Consider the following 16,824-nt stretch of genomic DNA (forward strand, 5'->3'; position numbering starts at 1 on the left):
GTGCGGTGACGGGCCTGCGGGGCCTTGTTCGTGGACTGCTGACGCTTTACGTCCACGAACAAGGCCCCTCCGGCCCGTCCCCTCCCGTTGGGGGAGTGTGCGGATGAGTGGGGGCGCGCGTCGCTGATCGAGCACCTGTTGTCGTGAGGTTTTGGGAATGCCTCGCCCGGCCCGGTTGGTTGTGGCCCCGCAGGGGGCCCTCGCGACCCTTACGGGATCTGTTCGACCATCCCGTAGGGGTCCTCAGGCTCCCTTGCATGCCCCAACGTCCACCCCCACGCACCGCATTCCCTTCCCCCCAACGGGAGGGGACGGGCCGGAGGGGCCGGTTGTGTGGACGTAAAGCGTCAGCAGTCCACACAACCGGCCCCGGAGGCCCGTCACCGCACCCGACACCCACCCAGCCCGCCGCAGGCGCAACGGCGAGCAACCCCGACGGCGGGACAGACAACTACGTGCGGGGCGCCGCAAAGCGCAACGGCGAGACGACCCGCGGCGCCACAGACGGGTACGTGCGGGGCGCCGCAAAGCGTCAGCCCCCGGCAAGGTGCCTTTCGACTGTTGCCACCTTTGACGTCAAACCATCCGTGACCCCGGGGCGGATGTCCGCCTTGAGGACCAGCGAGACCCGTCCGGCTCGTGCCTCGACGGCCGCGACGGCTCGTTTGACGACGTCCATGACCTCGTCCCACTCGCCCTCGATGGACGTGAACATCGCATCCGTCCGGTTCGGCAGGCCGGACTCGCGGACGACCCGGACCGCGTCGGCGACGTAGGCGCCGACGTCCTCGCCGACGCCCAGCGGGCTCACCGAGAAGGCGACGATCATGCGTTGACGATCCCTTCCTTGCGGGCGCGGGCGGCGATCACGCCGGCCTCCTCCTCGCGCTTGAGCACCCTGTCGCCGTAGAGGCCGCCGAACGGGAGGATCGCCAGCAGGAAGAAGAACGCGACGCGCTTGAAGGGCCACTTGGTGCGGTTCCACACGTCCAGCAGCATCACCACGTAGGTGATGAACAGCAGGCCGTGGATCAGGCCGAGCGGCATCACCAGGGCGTCGTAGTCGAACGCGAGCCGGAAACCGGTGCCGAAGATCAGCAGCGCGGGGAAGGAGATGGCCTCCGGAACGGAGGCCAGGCGCAGGCGGTGCAGGGCGGCGGCGGTCTTGATGTCCACGGGAACCTCGTTCGGGTGGCGGAGGAGGAGCAGGCTTGTGCAAGGGTTCACAAGCGTCGCCCCATTGTTACAGCCGCGCCCGCGATCACCGCGCCGGGGGGACGTGAGCCGGACCACCCCGAAACTGACCGGGACGCCCCTCGGAACTGACTGTGAGGCCCCTCGCGACTGACCGGGATGCCCCTCGGAACTGACCCGGACGGCCGCCCCGGGACTGACCGGCACACGCCCCGAGCCGGCAGCGGGTCGGCAGGAAGAACCCGGCAGCGAGCCCCGCCCCGGGGCCCCGGCCCCCGACCCCCAGCCCGATGTCAGCGAGACCTCCGCGCCCTCCCAGGCGCAATCCGGCCCATGTCCCAGGCGCAATCCGGCCCATGTCAGACGCAAAGGGCCTGCCCCGCGCGGCCGGTGGCCGTTACCGTCTGACGCGTGGCTCAGTTTCGGCTCCAGGGGAGCAAGGTGCTCGCCGTCGACATGACGGGCGATGCCGTCAAGGCGAAAAACGGGGCGATGGTCGCGTACGACGGCCAGATGTCCTTCAAGAAGATGACCGGCGGTGGCGAGGGTCTGCGCGGCATGGTCACCCGGCGGCTCACGGGTGAGCAGATGGCCGTGATGGAGGTGAAGGGGCACGGCACCTGCTATTTCGCCGACCGCGCCAGCGAGATCAATCTGGTGCAGCTGCACGGCGAGAAGCTGTACGTGGAGGCCAGCAATCTGCTCTGCACGGACGCGGCGCTGCGCACCGGCACGACGTTCACCGGCCTGCGCGGTGCCTCCCAGGGCAACGGCCTGTTCACCACCACCGTCGAGGGCAGCGGGCAGGCGGCGATCACCTCGGACGGACCCGCGGTGGTGCTGCGGGTCACCAAGCAATACCCGCTCCAGGTCGACCCGGGCGCCTATGTGGCGCACACCGGCGAGCTGCACCAGCACTTCCAGTCGGGCGTGAATTTCCGCACGTTCATGGGGGAGGGCTCGGGCGAGGCGTTCCAGATCCGCTTCGAGGGCGAGGGTCTGGTCTACGTCCAGCCCAGCGAGCGCAACACCGTGGGCGGTGAGGTCTGATGCCGTTCACAGCGCTCAACTCCCGCATGGTGCAGGCGGCGATCACGCCCGGGCAGCGGATGTTCAGCCAGCGCGGGGCGATGCTCGCGTACCGCGGTGAGGTCACGTTCACCCCGAACATCCAGGGCGGCCAGGGCGGTATCGGCTCGATGATCGGGCGGCGGATCGCCGGTGAGGCGACCCCGCTGATGACCGTGGAAGGAAGCGGCACCGTGATGTTCGGCCACGGCGGTCATCACGTCCATGTCGTGGACCTGACCGGCGAGACGCTCTACGTCGAGGCCGACCGGCTGCTGGCCTTCGACGGCTCGCTCCAGCAGGGCACGATGTTCATGGGCGCGCAGGGCGGTGTGATGGGCATGGTCCGCGGCCAGGTCACCGGCCAGGGCCTGTTCACGACGACGCTCTCGGGCGTCGGCTCGGCCGCGGTGATGGCCCACGGTGGCGTGCTGGAGCTGCCGATCACCCCGCAGCGCCCGGTGCACGTCGATCCCCAGGCGTACGTCGCGCACCGCGGCGAGGTCCGCAACAAACTGTCCACCGCGCTCGGCTGGCGCGACATGGTCGGCCGCGGCTCGGGCGAGGCCTTCCAACTGGAGCTGTCGGGCCAGGGCACCGTCTACGTCCAGGCCTCGGAGGAGAAGCTGTGACCGGTCCCGTTGTGCACGACGTCGCCTCGCTCCCCGCCGATGACAACGTCAATCCGTACGCCTTCAGCGTCGATCTGAACGGCCAGTGGTTCCTGCAGAAGGGGAAGATGATCGCCTACTACGGGCAGATCGACTTCCAGGGCATCGGGCACGGCCGGCTGGACCGACTGATCGCCGGAAGTTTCCATTCGCCACTGCACGCCGCGGACTGGGTCGTTGCCGAGGGCCGGGGAAAGATGCTGCTCGCGGACCGTGCCTTCGATGTGAATTCCTACGATCTCGATGAGGGCAACCTCACTATTCGCTCGGGCAATCTGCTCGCGTTTCAGCCATCTCTGTCGTTGAAGCAGTCGATCATCCCGGGGTTCCTCACGCTGATCGGGACGGGGAAGTTCGTGGCCGCGTCCAACGGGCCGGTGGTCTTCATGGAGCCGCCGATCCGGGTGGACCCGCAGGCGCTCGTCGGCTGGGCCGACTGCCCGTCGCCGTGCCACCACTACGACCACCAGTACCTGCGGGGATTCCTCGGCGGGCTGCGGGCGCACACCGGTATCGGAGGGGCCTCGGGCGAGGAGCACCAGTTCGAGTTCGTGGGGGCCGGCACGGTCCTGCTGCAGTCGACGGAGCAGCTGATGCCGGAACTGGCGACCGGCGCGGTCCCGGTGGAGGAAGGCGTTCCGGGCGGTGGCGGACACGTTCCGCAAAGTGGCTCACAACTGCCCCAGCTGCCCGGCAACCTCGGGAGCCTCCAGCGCCGCTTCGGGCTGTGAGCGGTAGTCTGCGGACGGTGACCTCGAACGTCTGACCCACACCCGGCTCCGGCCGGTCGTCGTCACCCCACGGGGATTAATTCACTATTCAACTTTTAACAGGTAGAATTCATCCATGACGACCGACAGCGACACTCCCTGGCTGACCGACCAGGAGCAGCGTGCCTGGCGCACTCATCTGGACGTCAGCAGACTGCTGATGCACCAACTGGAGCGCGATCTGCAACCGTTCGGCCTGACGAACAACGATTACGAGATCCTCGTCAACCTCTCCGAGGCCGAGGACCACCGCCTCCGGATGAGCGACCTGGCCGCCAGCACCCTGCAGTCCAAGAGCCGTCTCTCCCACCAGATCACCCGGATGGAGAACGCCGGCCTGGTACGCCGCGAGAGTTGCGAATCGGACCGCCGTGGCCTCTACGCCGTGCTGACGGAGGAGGGCTGGGACACCATGCGCCGGGTCGCCCCGCACCATGTCGCCTCGGTCCGCAAGCACTTCATCGACCTCTTCGCCGCCGAGGACCTCCAGGCGCTCCGGACCTCGCTCACCCCGGTGGCCGAACACCTCCGCGCCCAGCGCGGCTCGATCTGACCGCCCGGCCGCGGCCCCGCCCGGGGCCGCGGCCGCCCCGGTTCAGCCGGCCACCGGCAGCCGCAGCTCGAAGACCGCCCGGTCCCGTACGGCCAGCGTGCCGCCGTGCCGGACCGCCACGTCCCGTGCGATGGCCAGTCCCAGCCCGGCCCCGCCGTCGTCCCGCGCCCGCGCGTCGTCGAGCCGGACGAACCGCTCGAAGATCCGCTCCCGGTCCGCCGCCGGCACCCCGGGCCCGTCGTCCTCGACCCGCAGCACCGCCCACTCCCCCGCGCGCACCACCGCCACCCGTACCTCGCCGGCCGCATGCCGCTGCGCATTGTCCAGCAGGTTCCCCAGCACCCGCCCCAACTGGCCGCGCGAACCGGCCACTTCGACGCCCCCCAGCTCACCGGCGCTGACCGGGATGCGTTCCCCGGCCCGCTGCGAGAGCTCCTCCCGCACCAGCGCCGCGAGGTCCACCCGGGCAGCGGCCGGCCGCTCCCCCGCGTCCAGCCGTGCCAGCAGCAGCAGATCCGCCGCCAGCCGCTGCAGCCGCACGGTGTCCGCCACCGCGCCCGGCACGTCCAGCAACTCGGGGTGCGCCACCCCCACTTCCAGCTGGGTGCGCAGGCTGGCGATCGGACTGCGCAGCTCGTGCGAGGCGTCCGCGACGAACCGCCGCTGCCGCTCCACGCTCGTCTCCAGCGCGGCCAGCGTCTCGTTGGTGGTACGCGCCAGCCGGCCGATCTCGTCCCGGGACGACGGCACCGGCACCCGCCGGCTCAGATCCGTACTGGCCGTGATCGCCGCCATCTCCGACCGGATGCCCTCGACCGGCCGCAGCGCCCGCCGGGTGACCAGCCAGGTCACCCCCGCCACCACCACGAGCAGCAGCGGCAGCCCGGTCAGCATGGCGGTCCGCACCGAGCCGACCGCGGCCCGCTCCGGTGCCAGCGCCGACCCCGCCCGCACCACGGCCTTCTCGCCCCGGCCGTCCTCGGCCTCGACCACCGCGAACCGGTAGGCCGCCACCGTCCCGTCGACGTCGGCGGTCCCGTCCCGGTGGTGCACGTCCTGATCGACCTCGCCGGGCCGCAGCCCGCCCCGGTCGTCGTCCCCGTCGTCCCCGTCATCGTCACCCGACCGGCCGGATCCCACACTCCCGCCGCCCGCCGCCGCGCCCTTGACCGGCCTGCCGTCGACGGCCCGTACGTCCTCGCCGGCCGCCAGCACCCGCCCGTCCTCACCGGTGACCACCACCGGATGGTCCTCGCCGTCCGGCAGATCGAGCTTCGGGTACGCCGTGCCGGTGGCGATCTGCGCGGCCACCTCGCGCGCCGCGACCTCCGCCTGCAGCCCGGCCTGGTCCTGCAGATTGCCGCGCAGCACCAGCAGCACCGCCGTACCGGCCGCGATCAGCGCCACCGCCACCACCACGGTCGCGCCGGCCGCCGCCCGGACCCGTACCGGGCCCAGGACCCGGCCCGCCGCCCTACGCACCGGCCACCAGCCGGTATCCCGCGCCGCGCACCGTCACGATGTGCCCGGCGCCGAGCTTGCGCCGCAGCGCGCTCACATACACCTCGATGATGTTGACGTCGCCGTCGTAGGCGAAGTCCCACACGTGCTCCAGGATCTCCGCCTTGGACACCACCTCCCCCGCCCGCAGGGCCAGTTGCTCCAGTACGGCGAACTCCTTCGCGGTCAGCGCGACCTCGGTACCGTCCCGTTCGACCCGGCGCGCCCCCTGGTCGACGGCGAGCGCCCCCACCCGCAGCACCGGCGCGGCGCTCGGCCCCCGCCGCCGCAGCAGCGCCTTCACCCGGGCCACCAGCACCACGTACGAGAACGGCTTGGTCAGGTAGTCGTCGGCGCCGGTGTCCAGCCCCTCGGCCTCGTCGTACTCGCCGTCCTTCGCGGTCAGCATCAGGATCGGCACCTCGTTCCCGGCCGCCCGCAGCGCGGCGCAGACGCGGTAGCCGTTCATGCCGGGCAGCATGATGTCCAGCACGACCAGGTCGTAGGCGCCCTCGCCGGCACGGTGCAGCCCTTCGAGGCCGTCGTGCACCACGTCGACCGCGTACCCCTCGGCCCGCAGGCCCCTGGCCAGCGACAGGGCCAGCCGCTGCTCGTCCTCCACGATCAACAGTCGAAAGGGGCGGCGCGCAGCGCCTCGGTCGGGGCGGTGGTGGGTGACGGGCGGGAGCATGGACGAAGCCTGCCATCCGGAACCTGAAGAGCCCTTCAGCCGGCTTCAGCTCGGCTTCAGGTGCGGTCGGCCACTGTGGCGGCACAGCATTCGCCCCTACGGAGGAGAGCACATGAAGCGCCACCTCGTCATCGCCACCGCCGCCGCGGCCGCCCTGCTGGCGGGCGGTACGGTCACCGCCGTCGCGGTGAGCGGCAACGGCGCCCCGGCCGCGGCACCGGCGGCCGCGCACGCCCACCAGGACACCGAGGACCTCCGCGAGGCCGGCGCCGCCCGGGTGACCGCTCCCCAGGCCGCGGCCGCCGCCCTGAAGGCCGTCCCGGGCGAGATCTCCGGCCTGGACCTCGACCAGGACCGCCCGGGCCTGGTCTGGGACGCCGACGTCCTGGGCAAGGACGGAAAGTGGCACGAGGTCACCCTCGACGCGCGGACGGCACGGGTACGGAACCAGCACGTCGACCGCGAGGCCGACGACGATCACGCCAGGGAGCGCGCCGCCCTGAAGAACGCCCGCACGGACGCCGCCACCGCGGCCCGCGAGTCCGCCGCGGGGCACGGCACGGTCACCTCCGTCGAACTGGACGACGACCACCGCACCCAGGCCGTCTGGGAGGTCGAGACCGTCACCAAGGACGGCACCGAACACCACCTGCTCGTCGACCCGCACACCGGCGCCGTGAGCACCGCCCCGGCCCATGACGGGGACGACGACAACGACGGCGACGACGACTGAGCCGAGTGACCGATCGGGGGACCACCGGCGTCCGCCCCCACCGACTCGCACCCTTTCCCCAACGGGAGGGGACGGGCCGGAGGGGCACCGGCAGGAAGCCCCGCGGCGGGACGGCCAAGTACGGGGGAAGTCACCCCCCGTTCGTCACGCCCTCGACCAGTTCGTCCGCCGCCCGGTACGGGTCCGTCTCGCCGGCCACTATCCGCTCGGCCAGCGCCTCCAGCCGGCGGTCGCCGCTCAGGTCGCCGATCCGTTCGCGCAGCGCCGTGACCGCGATCGTCTCGACCTCGTGGGCGGCCCGGGCGCGGCGCCGCTCGGCCAGGACGCCGTGCTCCTCCATCCAGGCCCGGTGCTTCTCCAGCGCCTCGACGACCTCGTCGACGCCTTCGGAGCGGGCGGCGACCGTCTTCACGATGGGCGGCCGCCAGTCCCCGGGCGCCCGGGATTCGCCGAGGCCCAGCATGTGGTTGAGCTCCCGGGCGGTGGCGTCGGCGCCGTCCCGGTCGGCCTTGTTGACCACGTAGACGTCGCCGATCTCCAGGATTCCGGCCTTGGCCGCCTGGATGCCGTCGCCCATGCCCGGCGCGAGCAGCACCACGGAGGTGTCCGCCTGGGAGGCGATCTCCACCTCGGACTGGCCGACCCCGACCGTCTCGACGAGGATCACGTCGCAGCCGGCCCCGTCGAGGACCCGGATGGCCTGCGGAGCGGCCCAGGCCAGTCCGCCCAGATGGCCGCGGGTGGCCATCGAGCGGATGTAGACGCCGGGGTCGGAGGCGTGCTCGCTCATCCGGACCCGGTCGCCGAGCAGCGCGCCGCCGGAGAACGGCGAGGACGGGTCGACGGCGAGCACGCCGACCCGCTTGCCCGTCCTGCGGTACGCGGTGACCAGGGCCGAGGTGGTGGTGGACTTGCCCACGCCGGGTGAGCCGGTCAGCCCGACCACGTAGGCGTTGCCGGTGAGCGGCGCCAGCGCCGCCATCACCTCGCGCAGCTCCGGCGCCGCCCCCTCCACGAGGGAGATCAGCCGGGCCACCGCCCTCGGCCGGCCCTGCCGTGCCTGTTCCACCAGCTGGGGGACGTCCACCATCGCTGCTCGGCTCCTTCGGCTCGCTGGTACGCGACTCGGCAGCCCGTACGCACACGCGTACGGGCTGCCGCTTACTTACCCGGTACGCGGATGATCAGCGCGTCGCCCTGACCGCCGCCACCGCACAGCGCGGCCGCGCCGGTCCCGCCGCCGCGCCGGCGCAGTTCCAGGGCCAGGTGCAGCACGATGCGGGCGCCGGACATCCCGATCGGGTGACCCAGGGCAATCGCGCCGCCGTTGACATTCACCTTTTCCGGGGAGACCCCCAGATCCTTCATTGACTGCACGGCGACCGCCGCGAACGCCTCGTTGATCTCGATCAGGTCGAGGTCGGCGACGGTCAGGCCCTCCTTGCCCAGGGCGTGGTTGATGGCGTTGGACGGCTGGGACTGCAGCGAGTTGTCGGGGCCGGCGACGTTGCCGTGCGCGCCGATCTCCGCGATCCATTCCAGGCCGAGTTCCTGGGCCTTGGCCTTGCTCATCACGACGACGGCGGCCGCGCCGTCCGAGATCTGCGAGGACGTGCCGGCGGTGATCGTGCCGTCCTTGGCGAACGCCGGGCGCAGCTTGCCCAGCGACTCCGCGGTGGTCTCCGCCCGGATGCCCTCGTCCTTGCTGAAGAGGACCGGGTCGCCCTTGCGCTGCGGGATCTCCACGGGGGTGATCTCGGCCTCGAAGAGGCCGTTCTTCTGGGCGGCGGCGGCCCGCTGGTGCGAGGCCGCGGCGATCTCGTCCTGCTCCGGACGGGCGATTCCCAGCCGGGTGTTGTGCTTCTCGGTCGACTCGCCCATGGCGATGCCCTCGAACGAGTCGGTCAGGCCGTCGTGGGCCATCGCGTCGAGCATCTCGACGGCGCCGTACTTGTAGCCCTCCCGGGACTTGGGGAGGAGGTGCGGCGCGTTGCTCATGGACTCCTGGCCGCCGGCGACGACGATGTCGAACTCACCCGCACGGATCAGCTGGTCGGCCAGCGCGATCGCGTCCAGTCCGGAGAGGCACACCTTGTTGACGGTGAGCGCGGGGACGTTCATGGGGATGCCGGCCTTGACGGCGGCCTGGCGCGCCGGGATCTGCCCCGCTCCGGCCTGCAGCACCTGGCCCATGATCACGTACTGCACCTGGTCACCGCCGATGCCCGCCCGGTCCAGCGCCGCCTTGATGGCGAAGCCGCCCAGGTCGGCGCCTGAGAAGGTCCGCAGGGATCCGAGGAGCCGCCCCATCGGGGTACGGGCTCCCGCCACGATTACTGAGGTGGTGCCGTTCGTGCCGTTGGTGTCAGACATGCGATGCGGCCTTCCTTTGCAGGGAAGTTAACGAGGGTTCCCGTCAATGTACTGAGCGGTACCCGCCGGGTCACCGGCCAGCAGGTGTGATCGCGCGCACGTTGCGTAACCAGTCGTGAGAGGGGTGCACTGGAACCATGCTGACGCGAATCGACCACATCGGGATCGCCTGTTTCGACCTCGACAAGACTGTCGAGTTCTACCGTGCCACGTACGGCTTCGAGGTGTTCCACACCGAGGTCAACGAGGAGCAGGGTGTCCGGGAAGCCATGCTGAAGATCAACGAGACCTCGGACGGCGGGGCCTCCTACCTCCAGCTCCTGGAGCCCACCCGCGAGGACTCCGCGGTGGGCAAATGGCTGGCCAAGAACGGCGAGGGCGTGCACCACATCGCCTTCGGCACCGCGGACGTCGACGGGGATTCCGAGGCCATCCGCGGCAAGGGCGTCCGGGTGCTCTACGACGAGCCCCGGACGGGTTCGATGGGCTCGCGGATCACCTTCCTGCACCCCAAGGACTGCCACGGCGTGCTCACCGAACTCGTCACCGCCGCACCCTCCGCGACCACGGACCACTGACCTTCACGTTCCCCGGCCGGTAGAGTGCAGCTTCGGCCGGGGTACGGGAGTGGGGCTCGGTCCATACTCTGCCGATGATCTGACACCATTTCTTCGGAGAAGGGTCAGCTCCAATGGGTGCCAGTCGGGTACGACGTGACGTGTACGGGACCAGCACCGCAGGACCGGAGCCGGCCGCCACCATGACCAGGGGACGGATGGGACCGCGCAGTGCGGGGCAACGAGCGCCAGGAGCGTAAGTGGGCTGAGGACGACCACCTCTCGCAGTTCGAAGCCGAGATGGAGCGGCTGAAGACCGAGCGGGACAAGGCCGTCCAGCACGCCGACGACCTCGGCTACCAGGTCGAGGTGCTGCGCGCCAAGCTGCACGAGGCGCGTCGCAATCTGGCGACCCGTCCTGCCTACGACAACATCAGTCACCAGGCCGAACAACTGCTGCGCAATGCGCAGATCCAGGCCGATCAGCTGCGGTCGGACGCCGAGCGGGAGCTGCGTGAGGCACGGGCGCAGACCCAGCGGCTGCTGCAGGAGCAGGCCGAGCGGCAGGCCCGGTTGGAGGCCGAGCTGCACGCCGAGGCGGTCAGCCGCCGCCAGCGGCTCGACGAGGAGCTCAACGAGCGCCGGCAGACCGTCGAATCGCACGTCAACGAGAACGTCGCCTGGGCCGAACAGCTGCGCGCCCGCACGGAGTCGCAGGCCCGCCGGCTGATGGAGGAGTCCCGGGCGGAGGCCGAAGCGGCCCTGGCGTCCGCGCGCGCCGAGGCCCAGCGGCTGATCGAGCAGTCCCGGGCCCGGCTCGGTTCGGAGGCCGAAGCGGCCCGCGCCGAGGCCGATGCCCTCCTGCGCCGGGCCCGCGCGGACGCCGAGCGGCTGCTGACCGCCGCGTCCAACCAGGCCCAGGAGGCCACCGATCAGGCCGAGCAGCTGCGCACCGCGGCCGGCACGGAGTCGGAGGAGGCGCGCCGTGCGGCCGCCGAGCTGACCCGTACCGCCGAGGCCCGGCTGCAGGAGGCGGACACGGCGCTGCGCGAGGCGCGCGCCGAGGCCGAGAAGCTGGTCGAGGAGGCGCAGCAGAGCGCCGGGAAGCGGCTGTCGGCCGCCGAGTCGGAGAACGAACAGCGCACCCGTACGGCCAAGGCGGAGATCGCCCGGCTGGTCGGCGAGGCCACCAAGGAGGCCGAGGCGCTCAAGGCCGAGGCCGAGCAACTGCGCGCCGACGCCCGTGCGGAGACCGAGCGGCTGCTCGCCGAGGCGCAGGAGGCCGCGCGGTCGAAGGCGGCCGAGGACTCCGCGGCGCAGCTGGCGAAGGCCGCGCGGGCCGCCGAGGAGATGCTGACCAAGGCGTCCGAGGACGCCAAGGCCGCGACCAAGGCCGCCGCCGAGGAGGCCGAACGGCTGCGCAAGGAGGCCGAGGCCGAGGCCGACCGGCTGCGCGAGGAGGCGCACGACACCGCGGCGCAGCTCAAGGGCGCGGCGAAGGACGACACCAAGGAGTACCGCGCCAAGACCGTCGAACTCCAGGAGGAGGCGCGGCGGCTGCGCGGCGAGGCGGAGCAGCTGCGGGCCGACGCGGTCGCCGAGGGCGAGCGGATCCGCGGCGAGGCCCGGCGCGAGGCGGTCCAGCAGATCGAGGAGGCGGCCGGTACCGCCGAGGAGCTGCTGGCCAAGGCCAAGTCCGATGCGGAGGAGACCCGTTCGGGTGCCGTCGCGGAGAGCGAGCGGGTCCGGACGGAGGCCATCGAGCGGGCCTCGGCGCTGCGCCGGCAGGCCGACGACGCGCTGGAGCGGGCGCGTGCGGAGGCCGAACAGCTGCTGCTGGAGGGCACCCAGGCCGCCGAGGAGCTGACGTCGGAGGCCGAGAAGAGCGCCGCGAAGCTGCGCGCGGAGGCCGAGGAGGCCGCCGGGCAGCTGCGCACCGACGCCCAGGCGGAACTGGACCGGCTGCGTACCGAGGCCGAGGAGCGGCTCGCGGCCGCCGAGGAGTCGCTGCGCGAGGCCCGCACGGAGGCCGAACGGCTGCGCCGCGAGACCCAGGAGGAGGCCGCACGGCTCAAGGCCGAGGCCGCCGAGCGGCGCCGCACGCTCCAGCAGGAGGCCGAGGAGGAGGCCGAGCGGCTGCGCACGGAGGCCGCCGCGGACGCCGCCGCGGCGCGCTCCGAGGGCGAGTCGGTGGCCGTACGGCTCCGCAGCGAGGCGGCGGCCGAGGCCGAACGGCTCAAGTCGGAGGCGCAGGAGACCGCGGACCGGGTGCGCGCGGAGGCCGCGGCCGCCGCGGAGCGCACCGGCGCCGAGGCGGCCGAGGCCCTGGCCGAGGCGCAGGAGGAGGCCGCGCGGCGCCGCCGGGAGGCCGAGCAACTGCTGGGCGAGGCCCGCGAGGAGGCCCACCAGGAGCGCACCGCGGCCCGCGAGCAGAGCGAGGAGCTGCTGGCCTCGGCCCGTACCCGGGTGGCCGAGGCGCAGGAGGAGGCCGAGCGGCTGGTCGAGGAGGCGGACCGGCGGGCCGGCGAGCTGATGGCGGCGGCCGAGCAGACCGCGCAGCAGGTGCGGGACTCGGTCGCGGGGCTGCACGAGCAGGCCGCCGAGGAGATCGCCGGACTGCGGTCGGCGGCCGAACACGCCGCGGAGCGCACGACGTCGGAGGCTCAGGAGGAGGCCGACCGGGTCCGCAAGGACGCCTACGAGGAGCGGGAGCGGGCCTCGGAGGACGCGGCGCGCGTCCGGCGCGAGGCGCAGGAGGCGTCGGAGGCCGCCAAGACGCTTGCCGAGCGGGCCGTTGCGGAGGCCATCGAGGAGGCCGAGCGGCTGCGCACGGAGGCGGCCGGGGTGCTCGACGAGGCCCGCCGGGACGCCAACACGGCGCGTACGGAGGCCGCCGAGCAGGCCGACCGGCTGGTCGCGGAGGCGACCGCGCAGGCCGAGAAGCTGGTCACGGACGCCTCGGCGAAGGCGCAGCAGCTGCGCACCGACGCCTCCAACGCGCTGGCGGCCGGCGAGCAGGACGCCGCGCGGGCCCGCGCCGAGGCGCGCGAGGACGCGAACCGGATGCGGTCGGACGCCGCGGAGCAGGCCGACCGCCTGATCACCGAGGCCCGTTCGGAGGCCGAACGGATCGTCACCGAGGCGACCGAGCTGACGTCTTCGGCGCAGGACGACGCGGACCGTACGGTCCGGGAGGCCCAGGAGGCCGCCGAGCGGCTGCGCGCGGAGGGCGAGCAGCAGGCGCGGTCCCTGGTGGCCGAGGCGACCGGTACGGCCGAGCGGCTGCGCGCCGAGGCGGCCGAGGTGCTGGAGCAGGCGCGCCGGGATGCCGAGCGCACCGGCGACCAGGCGCGCGCGGACGCCAACAAGGCCCGCGCGGACGCCGCGGAGCAGGCCGACACGCTGGTGTCGGAGGCCGCGGCGGAGGCGCAGCGGCTGCGCACCGAGGCGGCGGAGGCCACCGCGGACGCCGAGCGGGAGGCGGACCGTACCCGGGCCGACGCCCGCGAGCAGGCGGACCGGATGATCGCCACCGCCACCGCGGAGGCGGACCGGCTGCGGGCCGAGGCGGCCGAGACGGTCACCGCGGCGCAGGAGCACGCCGGCCGCACCCGTAACGAATCGGCCAAAATCAAGGAGGACGCGGAGGCGGCCGCCGAGCGGCAGCGGGCAAAGGCCCAGGAGGAGGCCGACCGGCTGCTCGACGAGGCCCGCAAGGACGCCGCCAAGCGCCGCGGGGACGCCGCGGAGCAGGCTGACCAGCTGATCGCCAAGGCCCAGGAGGAGGCGCTGAAGGTCGCCACCCAGGCGGAGGAGCAGGCCGACACGATGGTCGGGGCGGCCCGCAAGGAGGCCGAGCGGCTGGTCGCGGAGGCGACCGCGGACAGCAACGCCCGGGTGGAGAAGTCCCGTACGGACGCCAACGCGCTGCTGGAGGAGGCCCGTGGGGACGCCACCGCCATAAGGGAGCGCGCCGAGGAGCTGCGGCAGCGGATCGAGTCCGAGGTCGAGGAGCTGCACGAGCGGGCCCGCCGGGAGTCGGCGGAGACCATGAAGAACGCCGGCGAGCGGGTCGACAAGCTCATCGCGCAGGCCACCGCGCAGCAGGTGGAGGCCGAGGAGAAGGCCGACCGGATGATGGCGGACGCCAACAGCGAGGCGAGCAAGGTCCGGATCGCGGCGGTCAAGAAGGCCGAGAGCCTGATCAAGGAGGCCGAGAACAAGAAGGCCGAGGCGGTGCGCGACGCGGAGCGGATGCGCGAGGAGGCCCGGGAGGAGGCCGTCCGCATCGTGGACGAGGGGAAGCGCGAGCTGGAGACCCTGGTCCGCCGGCGGGAGGACATCAACGCCGAAATCTCCCGCGTCCAGGACGTTCTGGAGGCTTTGGAGTCCTTCGAGACACCCGGTGGAGGGGGCGAAAACAAGGGCAACGGGGTGAAAGCGGGCGCGGGCGCCGGAGCAACTCGTTCGAGTGGCAAGCAGTCTGAAGGGTAGCCACTCAAATGAGGGGTCATTCTCCAGATCAAACGGGCAATGACTCGATGACACGCCGTTGTGACCCCTAGGATTCTCCTTATCACCTCACCGGTCTCTTCGACAGGAACCCCATGAGCGACACTTCCTCCCCCTTCGGCTTCGAGCTCGTGCGGCGTGGGTACGACCGCGGTCAGGTGGATGACCGCATCACGAAGCTCGTCGCCGACCGCGACAGCGCGCTGGCCCGCATCACGTCGCTGGAAAAGCGGATCGAGGAACTCCACCTCGAGACGCAGAACGCCCAGGCGCAGGTCAATGACGCCGAACCGTCCTACGCGGGCCTCGGAGCGCGCGTCGAGAAGATCCTCCGGCTTGCCGAGGAGGAGGCCAAGGATCTGCGCGAGGAGGCCCGCCGGGCCGCCGAGCAGCACCGTGAGCTGGCCGAGTCGGCCGCCCAGCAGGTCCGCAACGACGCGGAGGCGTTCGCCGCCGACCGCAAGGCGAAGGCGGAGGACGAGGGCGCCCGGATCGTCGAGAAGGCCAAGGGTGAGGCGTCCACGCTGCGCGCCGAGGCCCAGAAGGACGCCCAGTCCAAGCGGGAGGAGGCGGACTCCCTCTTCGAGGAGACCCGCGCCAAGGCCGCCCAGGCCGCCGCCGACTTCGAGACCAACCTCGCCAAGCGCCGCGAGCAGTCCGAGCGCGACCTCGCCTCCCGTCAGGCCAAGGCCGAGAAGCGGCTCGCCGAGATCGAGCACCGCGCCGAGCAGCTCCGCCTGGAGGCCGAGAAGCTGCGTACGGACGCCGAGCGCCGGGCCCGCCAGACGGTGGAGACCGCGCAGCGCCAGGCCGAGGACATCGTGGCGGACGCCAACGCCAAGGCGGACCGTATCCGCAGCGAATCCGAGCGCGAGCTGGCGGCGCTGACCAACCGCCGCGACTCCATCAACGCCCAGCTGACCAACGTCCGCGAGATGCTGGCCACGCTGACCGGTGCGGCGGTGGCCGCGGCCGGCGCCCCCGGCGACGACGAGGCGGTCTCCCGCGGCGTCCCGGCCCAGCAGACGCGCTGAACCATCCGTCGGAAGGTTTCGCCGGATTCCACCGAGCCCCCGTACCGCCCTGTGAGGCGGTGGCGGGGGCCCGGTCGTACAGGGGGTCAGCCAGCCGGCCCCGCCCCGGTGGCCGGGCCATCCAGGCGCGCCTAGCGTGCTGTACATGATCGAGCTTGAGGGGCTGACCAAGCACTACGGCGACAAGGTCGCGGTGGACCACCTCACCTTCACGGTGCGGCCCGGCATCATCACCGGCTTCCTCGGCCCCAACGGCGCGGGCAAGTCGACCACCATGCGGATGATGCTGGATCTCGACAACCCGACGTCGGGCACGGTCCGGATCGACGGCAAGCACTACCGCCAGCTCGAAGACCCCCTGACGTACATCGGCGCACTGCTGGAGGCCAAGGCGGTGCACGGCGGCCGGAGCGCCGCCAACCACCTGCTGTGCCTGGCGCAGAGCAACGGCATCCCGCGCAGCCGGGTCGGCGAGGTCCTCGAAATGGTCGGGCTCAGCTCGGTCGCCAGGAAACGCGCGAAGGGCTTCTCCCTCGGCATGGGCCAGCGGCTGGGCATCGCCGCCGCCCTGCTCGGCGATCCGCAGGTGCTGCTCTTCGACGAGCCGGTCAACGGCCTCGACCCGGAGGGCATCCACTGGATCCGCAACCTGATGAAGCACCTCGCGGCCCAGGGCCGTACGGTCTTCGTCTCCTCCCACCTGATGAGCGAGATGGCGCTGACCGCCGACCACCTGGTGGTCATCGGCCAGGGCCGGCTGATGGCGGACACGTCCATGAAGGACTTCATCCACCAGAACTCGCGCTCGTACGTCCGGATGCGCTCCCCGGAACAGCAGAAGCTGTTCGACGTGCTGCGCGCCGAGGGCATCCACGCGGTGGCGGCCGGGGGCGGTGCGCTGGAGATCGACGGGGTACCGGCCGAGCGGCTAGGCGAACTGGCCGCCGCCCACCAGGTGACCCTGCACGAGCTGAGCCCCCAGCAGGCGTCCCTGGAAGAGGCGTTCATGCGGCTGACGGCCGGATCGGTCGAGTACCACGCGCACAACGGCGAGCCGGTGCCGGTGCGGGCCGCCGCCGTTCCGGGAACCCCCCAGCCGGCCGGGGCACGGCCGGGCGAGCCGCAGCCGACCGGCTGGGGCGCGGACTGGCAGAAGAAGAGGAGCTGA

15 protein-coding genes are annotated in these 16,824 nt (G+C 72.3%); 9 read left to right on the plus strand and 6 right to left on the minus strand.

The window, feature by feature from the left end; genetic code table 11:
• Window positions 1-532 precede the first annotated feature (532 nt).
• Window positions 533-829, minus strand: a complete 297-nt coding sequence (locus tag ACZ7MX_RS04495) for an MTH1187 family thiamine-binding protein (RefSeq protein ID WP_030815414.1) — start codon at window positions 827-829, stop codon at window positions 533-535.
• A complete protein-coding gene (locus ACZ7MX_RS04500; RefSeq protein ID WP_472129323.1) occupies window positions 826-1,176 on the minus strand; it encodes a DUF3817 domain-containing protein in 351 nt (116 codons plus the stop codon). The genes ACZ7MX_RS04495 and ACZ7MX_RS04500 overlap by 4 nt, the downstream gene beginning before the upstream one ends.
• Before the next feature lie 429 nt (window positions 1,177-1,605).
• Between ACZ7MX_RS04500 and ACZ7MX_RS04505 the strand changes: the two genes are divergently transcribed.
• The 4 genes from ACZ7MX_RS04505 to ACZ7MX_RS04520 all read left to right on the plus strand — a co-directional run bounded on the left by ACZ7MX_RS04505 (window position 1,606) and on the right by ACZ7MX_RS04520 (window position 4,256).
• A complete protein-coding gene (locus ACZ7MX_RS04505) occupies window positions 1,606-2,244 on the plus strand; it encodes an AIM24 family protein (RefSeq protein WP_472129325.1) in 639 nt (212 codons plus the stop codon).
• Window positions 2,244-2,894 carry an AIM24 family protein gene (locus ACZ7MX_RS04510; RefSeq protein WP_472129327.1) on the plus strand — a complete coding sequence of 217 codons (651 nt, stop codon included), beginning with the start codon at window positions 2,244-2,246 and terminating at the stop codon, window positions 2,892-2,894. The genes ACZ7MX_RS04505 and ACZ7MX_RS04510 overlap by 1 nt, the downstream gene beginning before the upstream one ends.
• The gene (locus ACZ7MX_RS04515) at window positions 2,891-3,664 is read left to right on the plus strand and encodes an AIM24 family protein (RefSeq protein ID WP_030815426.1); all 774 of its coding nucleotides are present in this window, start codon (window positions 2,891-2,893) and stop codon (window positions 3,662-3,664) included. Before ACZ7MX_RS04510 ends, ACZ7MX_RS04515 begins: the two co-directional genes overlap by 4 nt.
• A gap of 115 nt (window positions 3,665-3,779) precedes the next feature.
• On the plus strand, window positions 3,780-4,256 hold the full coding sequence (locus tag ACZ7MX_RS04520) for a MarR family winged helix-turn-helix transcriptional regulator (RefSeq protein WP_472129329.1): 477 nt from the start codon (window positions 3,780-3,782) through the stop codon (window positions 4,254-4,256).
• Window positions 4,257-4,298: 42 nt separating this feature from the next.
• Here ACZ7MX_RS04520 and ACZ7MX_RS04525 read toward each other — a convergent pair whose 3' ends face one another.
• The gene (locus ACZ7MX_RS04525; RefSeq protein ID WP_472130541.1) at window positions 4,299-5,714 is read right to left on the minus strand and encodes a sensor histidine kinase; all 1,416 of its coding nucleotides are present in this window, start codon (window positions 5,712-5,714) and stop codon (window positions 4,299-4,301) included.
• Window positions 5,715-5,730: 16 nt separating this feature from the next.
• The gene (locus ACZ7MX_RS04530; RefSeq protein ID WP_472129331.1) at window positions 5,731-6,447 is read right to left on the minus strand and encodes a response regulator transcription factor; all 717 of its coding nucleotides are present in this window, start codon (window positions 6,445-6,447) and stop codon (window positions 5,731-5,733) included.
• A 112-nt stretch (window positions 6,448-6,559) separates the two neighbouring features.
• On the opposite strand from ACZ7MX_RS04530, the gene ACZ7MX_RS04535 reads away from it, so the two are divergent.
• Window positions 6,560-7,180, plus strand: coding sequence for a PepSY domain-containing protein (locus ACZ7MX_RS04535; protein ID WP_472129333.1), 621 nt, complete (start codon window positions 6,560-6,562; stop codon window positions 7,178-7,180).
• 130 nt (window positions 7,181-7,310) lie between these two features.
• Here ACZ7MX_RS04535 and meaB read toward each other — a convergent pair whose 3' ends face one another.
• Together meaB and ACZ7MX_RS04545 are read right to left on the minus strand one after the other, a co-directional pair.
• Entirely contained in the window at window positions 7,311-8,270 is a 960-nt protein-coding gene (gene meaB, locus ACZ7MX_RS04540) for a methylmalonyl Co-A mutase-associated GTPase MeaB (RefSeq protein WP_030815435.1), read from the minus strand.
• 71 nt (window positions 8,271-8,341) lie between these two features.
• Window positions 8,342-9,553, minus strand: a complete 1,212-nt coding sequence (locus ACZ7MX_RS04545) for an acetyl-CoA C-acetyltransferase (RefSeq protein WP_472129335.1) — start codon at window positions 9,551-9,553, stop codon at window positions 8,342-8,344.
• A 137-nt stretch (window positions 9,554-9,690) separates the two neighbouring features.
• On the opposite strand from ACZ7MX_RS04545, the gene mce reads away from it, so the two are divergent.
• The 4 genes from mce (at window position 9,691) to ACZ7MX_RS04565 (ending at window position 16,824) form a co-directional block, all read left to right on the plus strand.
• Window positions 9,691-10,131: a methylmalonyl-CoA epimerase gene (gene mce / locus ACZ7MX_RS04550; protein WP_472129337.1), complete on the plus strand. Its 441-nt coding sequence runs from the start codon at window positions 9,691-9,693 to the stop codon at window positions 10,129-10,131.
• 210 nt (window positions 10,132-10,341) lie between these two features.
• Window positions 10,342-14,604 (plus strand): polarized growth protein Scy, encoded by a 4,263-nt coding sequence (gene scy, locus ACZ7MX_RS04555; protein ID WP_472129339.1) that lies wholly within the window; start codon window positions 10,342-10,344, stop codon window positions 14,602-14,604.
• 113 nt (window positions 14,605-14,717) lie between these two features.
• Window positions 14,718-15,656 carry a cellulose-binding protein gene (locus ACZ7MX_RS04560; protein ID WP_472129341.1) on the plus strand — a complete coding sequence of 313 codons (939 nt, stop codon included), beginning with the start codon at window positions 14,718-14,720 and terminating at the stop codon, window positions 15,654-15,656.
• A 145-nt stretch (window positions 15,657-15,801) separates the two neighbouring features.
• Entirely contained in the window at window positions 15,802-16,824 is a 1,023-nt protein-coding gene (locus ACZ7MX_RS04565) for an ABC transporter ATP-binding protein (protein ID WP_472129342.1), read from the plus strand.

The organism is Streptomyces sp. NPDC107765 (assembly GCF_055657085.1).

Excerpts from the sequence above, each read along its gene's own strand:
- ACZ7MX_RS04535 (WP_472129333.1), top strand. The coding sequence starts at position 6,560 with ATGAAGCGCCACCTCGTCATCGCCACCGCCGCCGCGGCCGCCCTGCTG.
- ACZ7MX_RS04495 (WP_030815414.1), bottom strand. The coding sequence starts at position 829 with ATGATCGTCGCCTTCTCGGTGAGCCCGCTGGGCGTCGGCGAGGACGTC.
- meaB (WP_030815435.1), bottom strand. The coding sequence starts at position 8,270 with ATGGTGGACGTCCCCCAGCTGGTGGAACAGGCACGGCAGGGCCGGCCG.
- ACZ7MX_RS04530 (WP_472129331.1), bottom strand. The coding sequence starts at position 6,447 with ATGCTCCCGCCCGTCACCCACCACCGCCCCGACCGAGGCGCTGCGCGC.
- ACZ7MX_RS04520 (WP_472129329.1), top strand. The coding sequence starts at position 3,780 with ATGACGACCGACAGCGACACTCCCTGGCTGACCGACCAGGAGCAGCGT.
- ACZ7MX_RS04565 (WP_472129342.1), top strand. The coding sequence starts at position 15,802 with ATGATCGAGCTTGAGGGGCTGACCAAGCACTACGGCGACAAGGTCGCG.
- mce (WP_472129337.1), top strand. The coding sequence starts at position 9,691 with ATGCTGACGCGAATCGACCACATCGGGATCGCCTGTTTCGACCTCGAC.
- ACZ7MX_RS04560 (WP_472129341.1), top strand. The coding sequence starts at position 14,718 with ATGAGCGACACTTCCTCCCCCTTCGGCTTCGAGCTCGTGCGGCGTGGG.
- ACZ7MX_RS04510 (WP_472129327.1), top strand. The coding sequence starts at position 2,244 with ATGCCGTTCACAGCGCTCAACTCCCGCATGGTGCAGGCGGCGATCACG.
- ACZ7MX_RS04545 (WP_472129335.1), bottom strand. The coding sequence starts at position 9,553 with ATGTCTGACACCAACGGCACGAACGGCACCACCTCAGTAATCGTGGCG.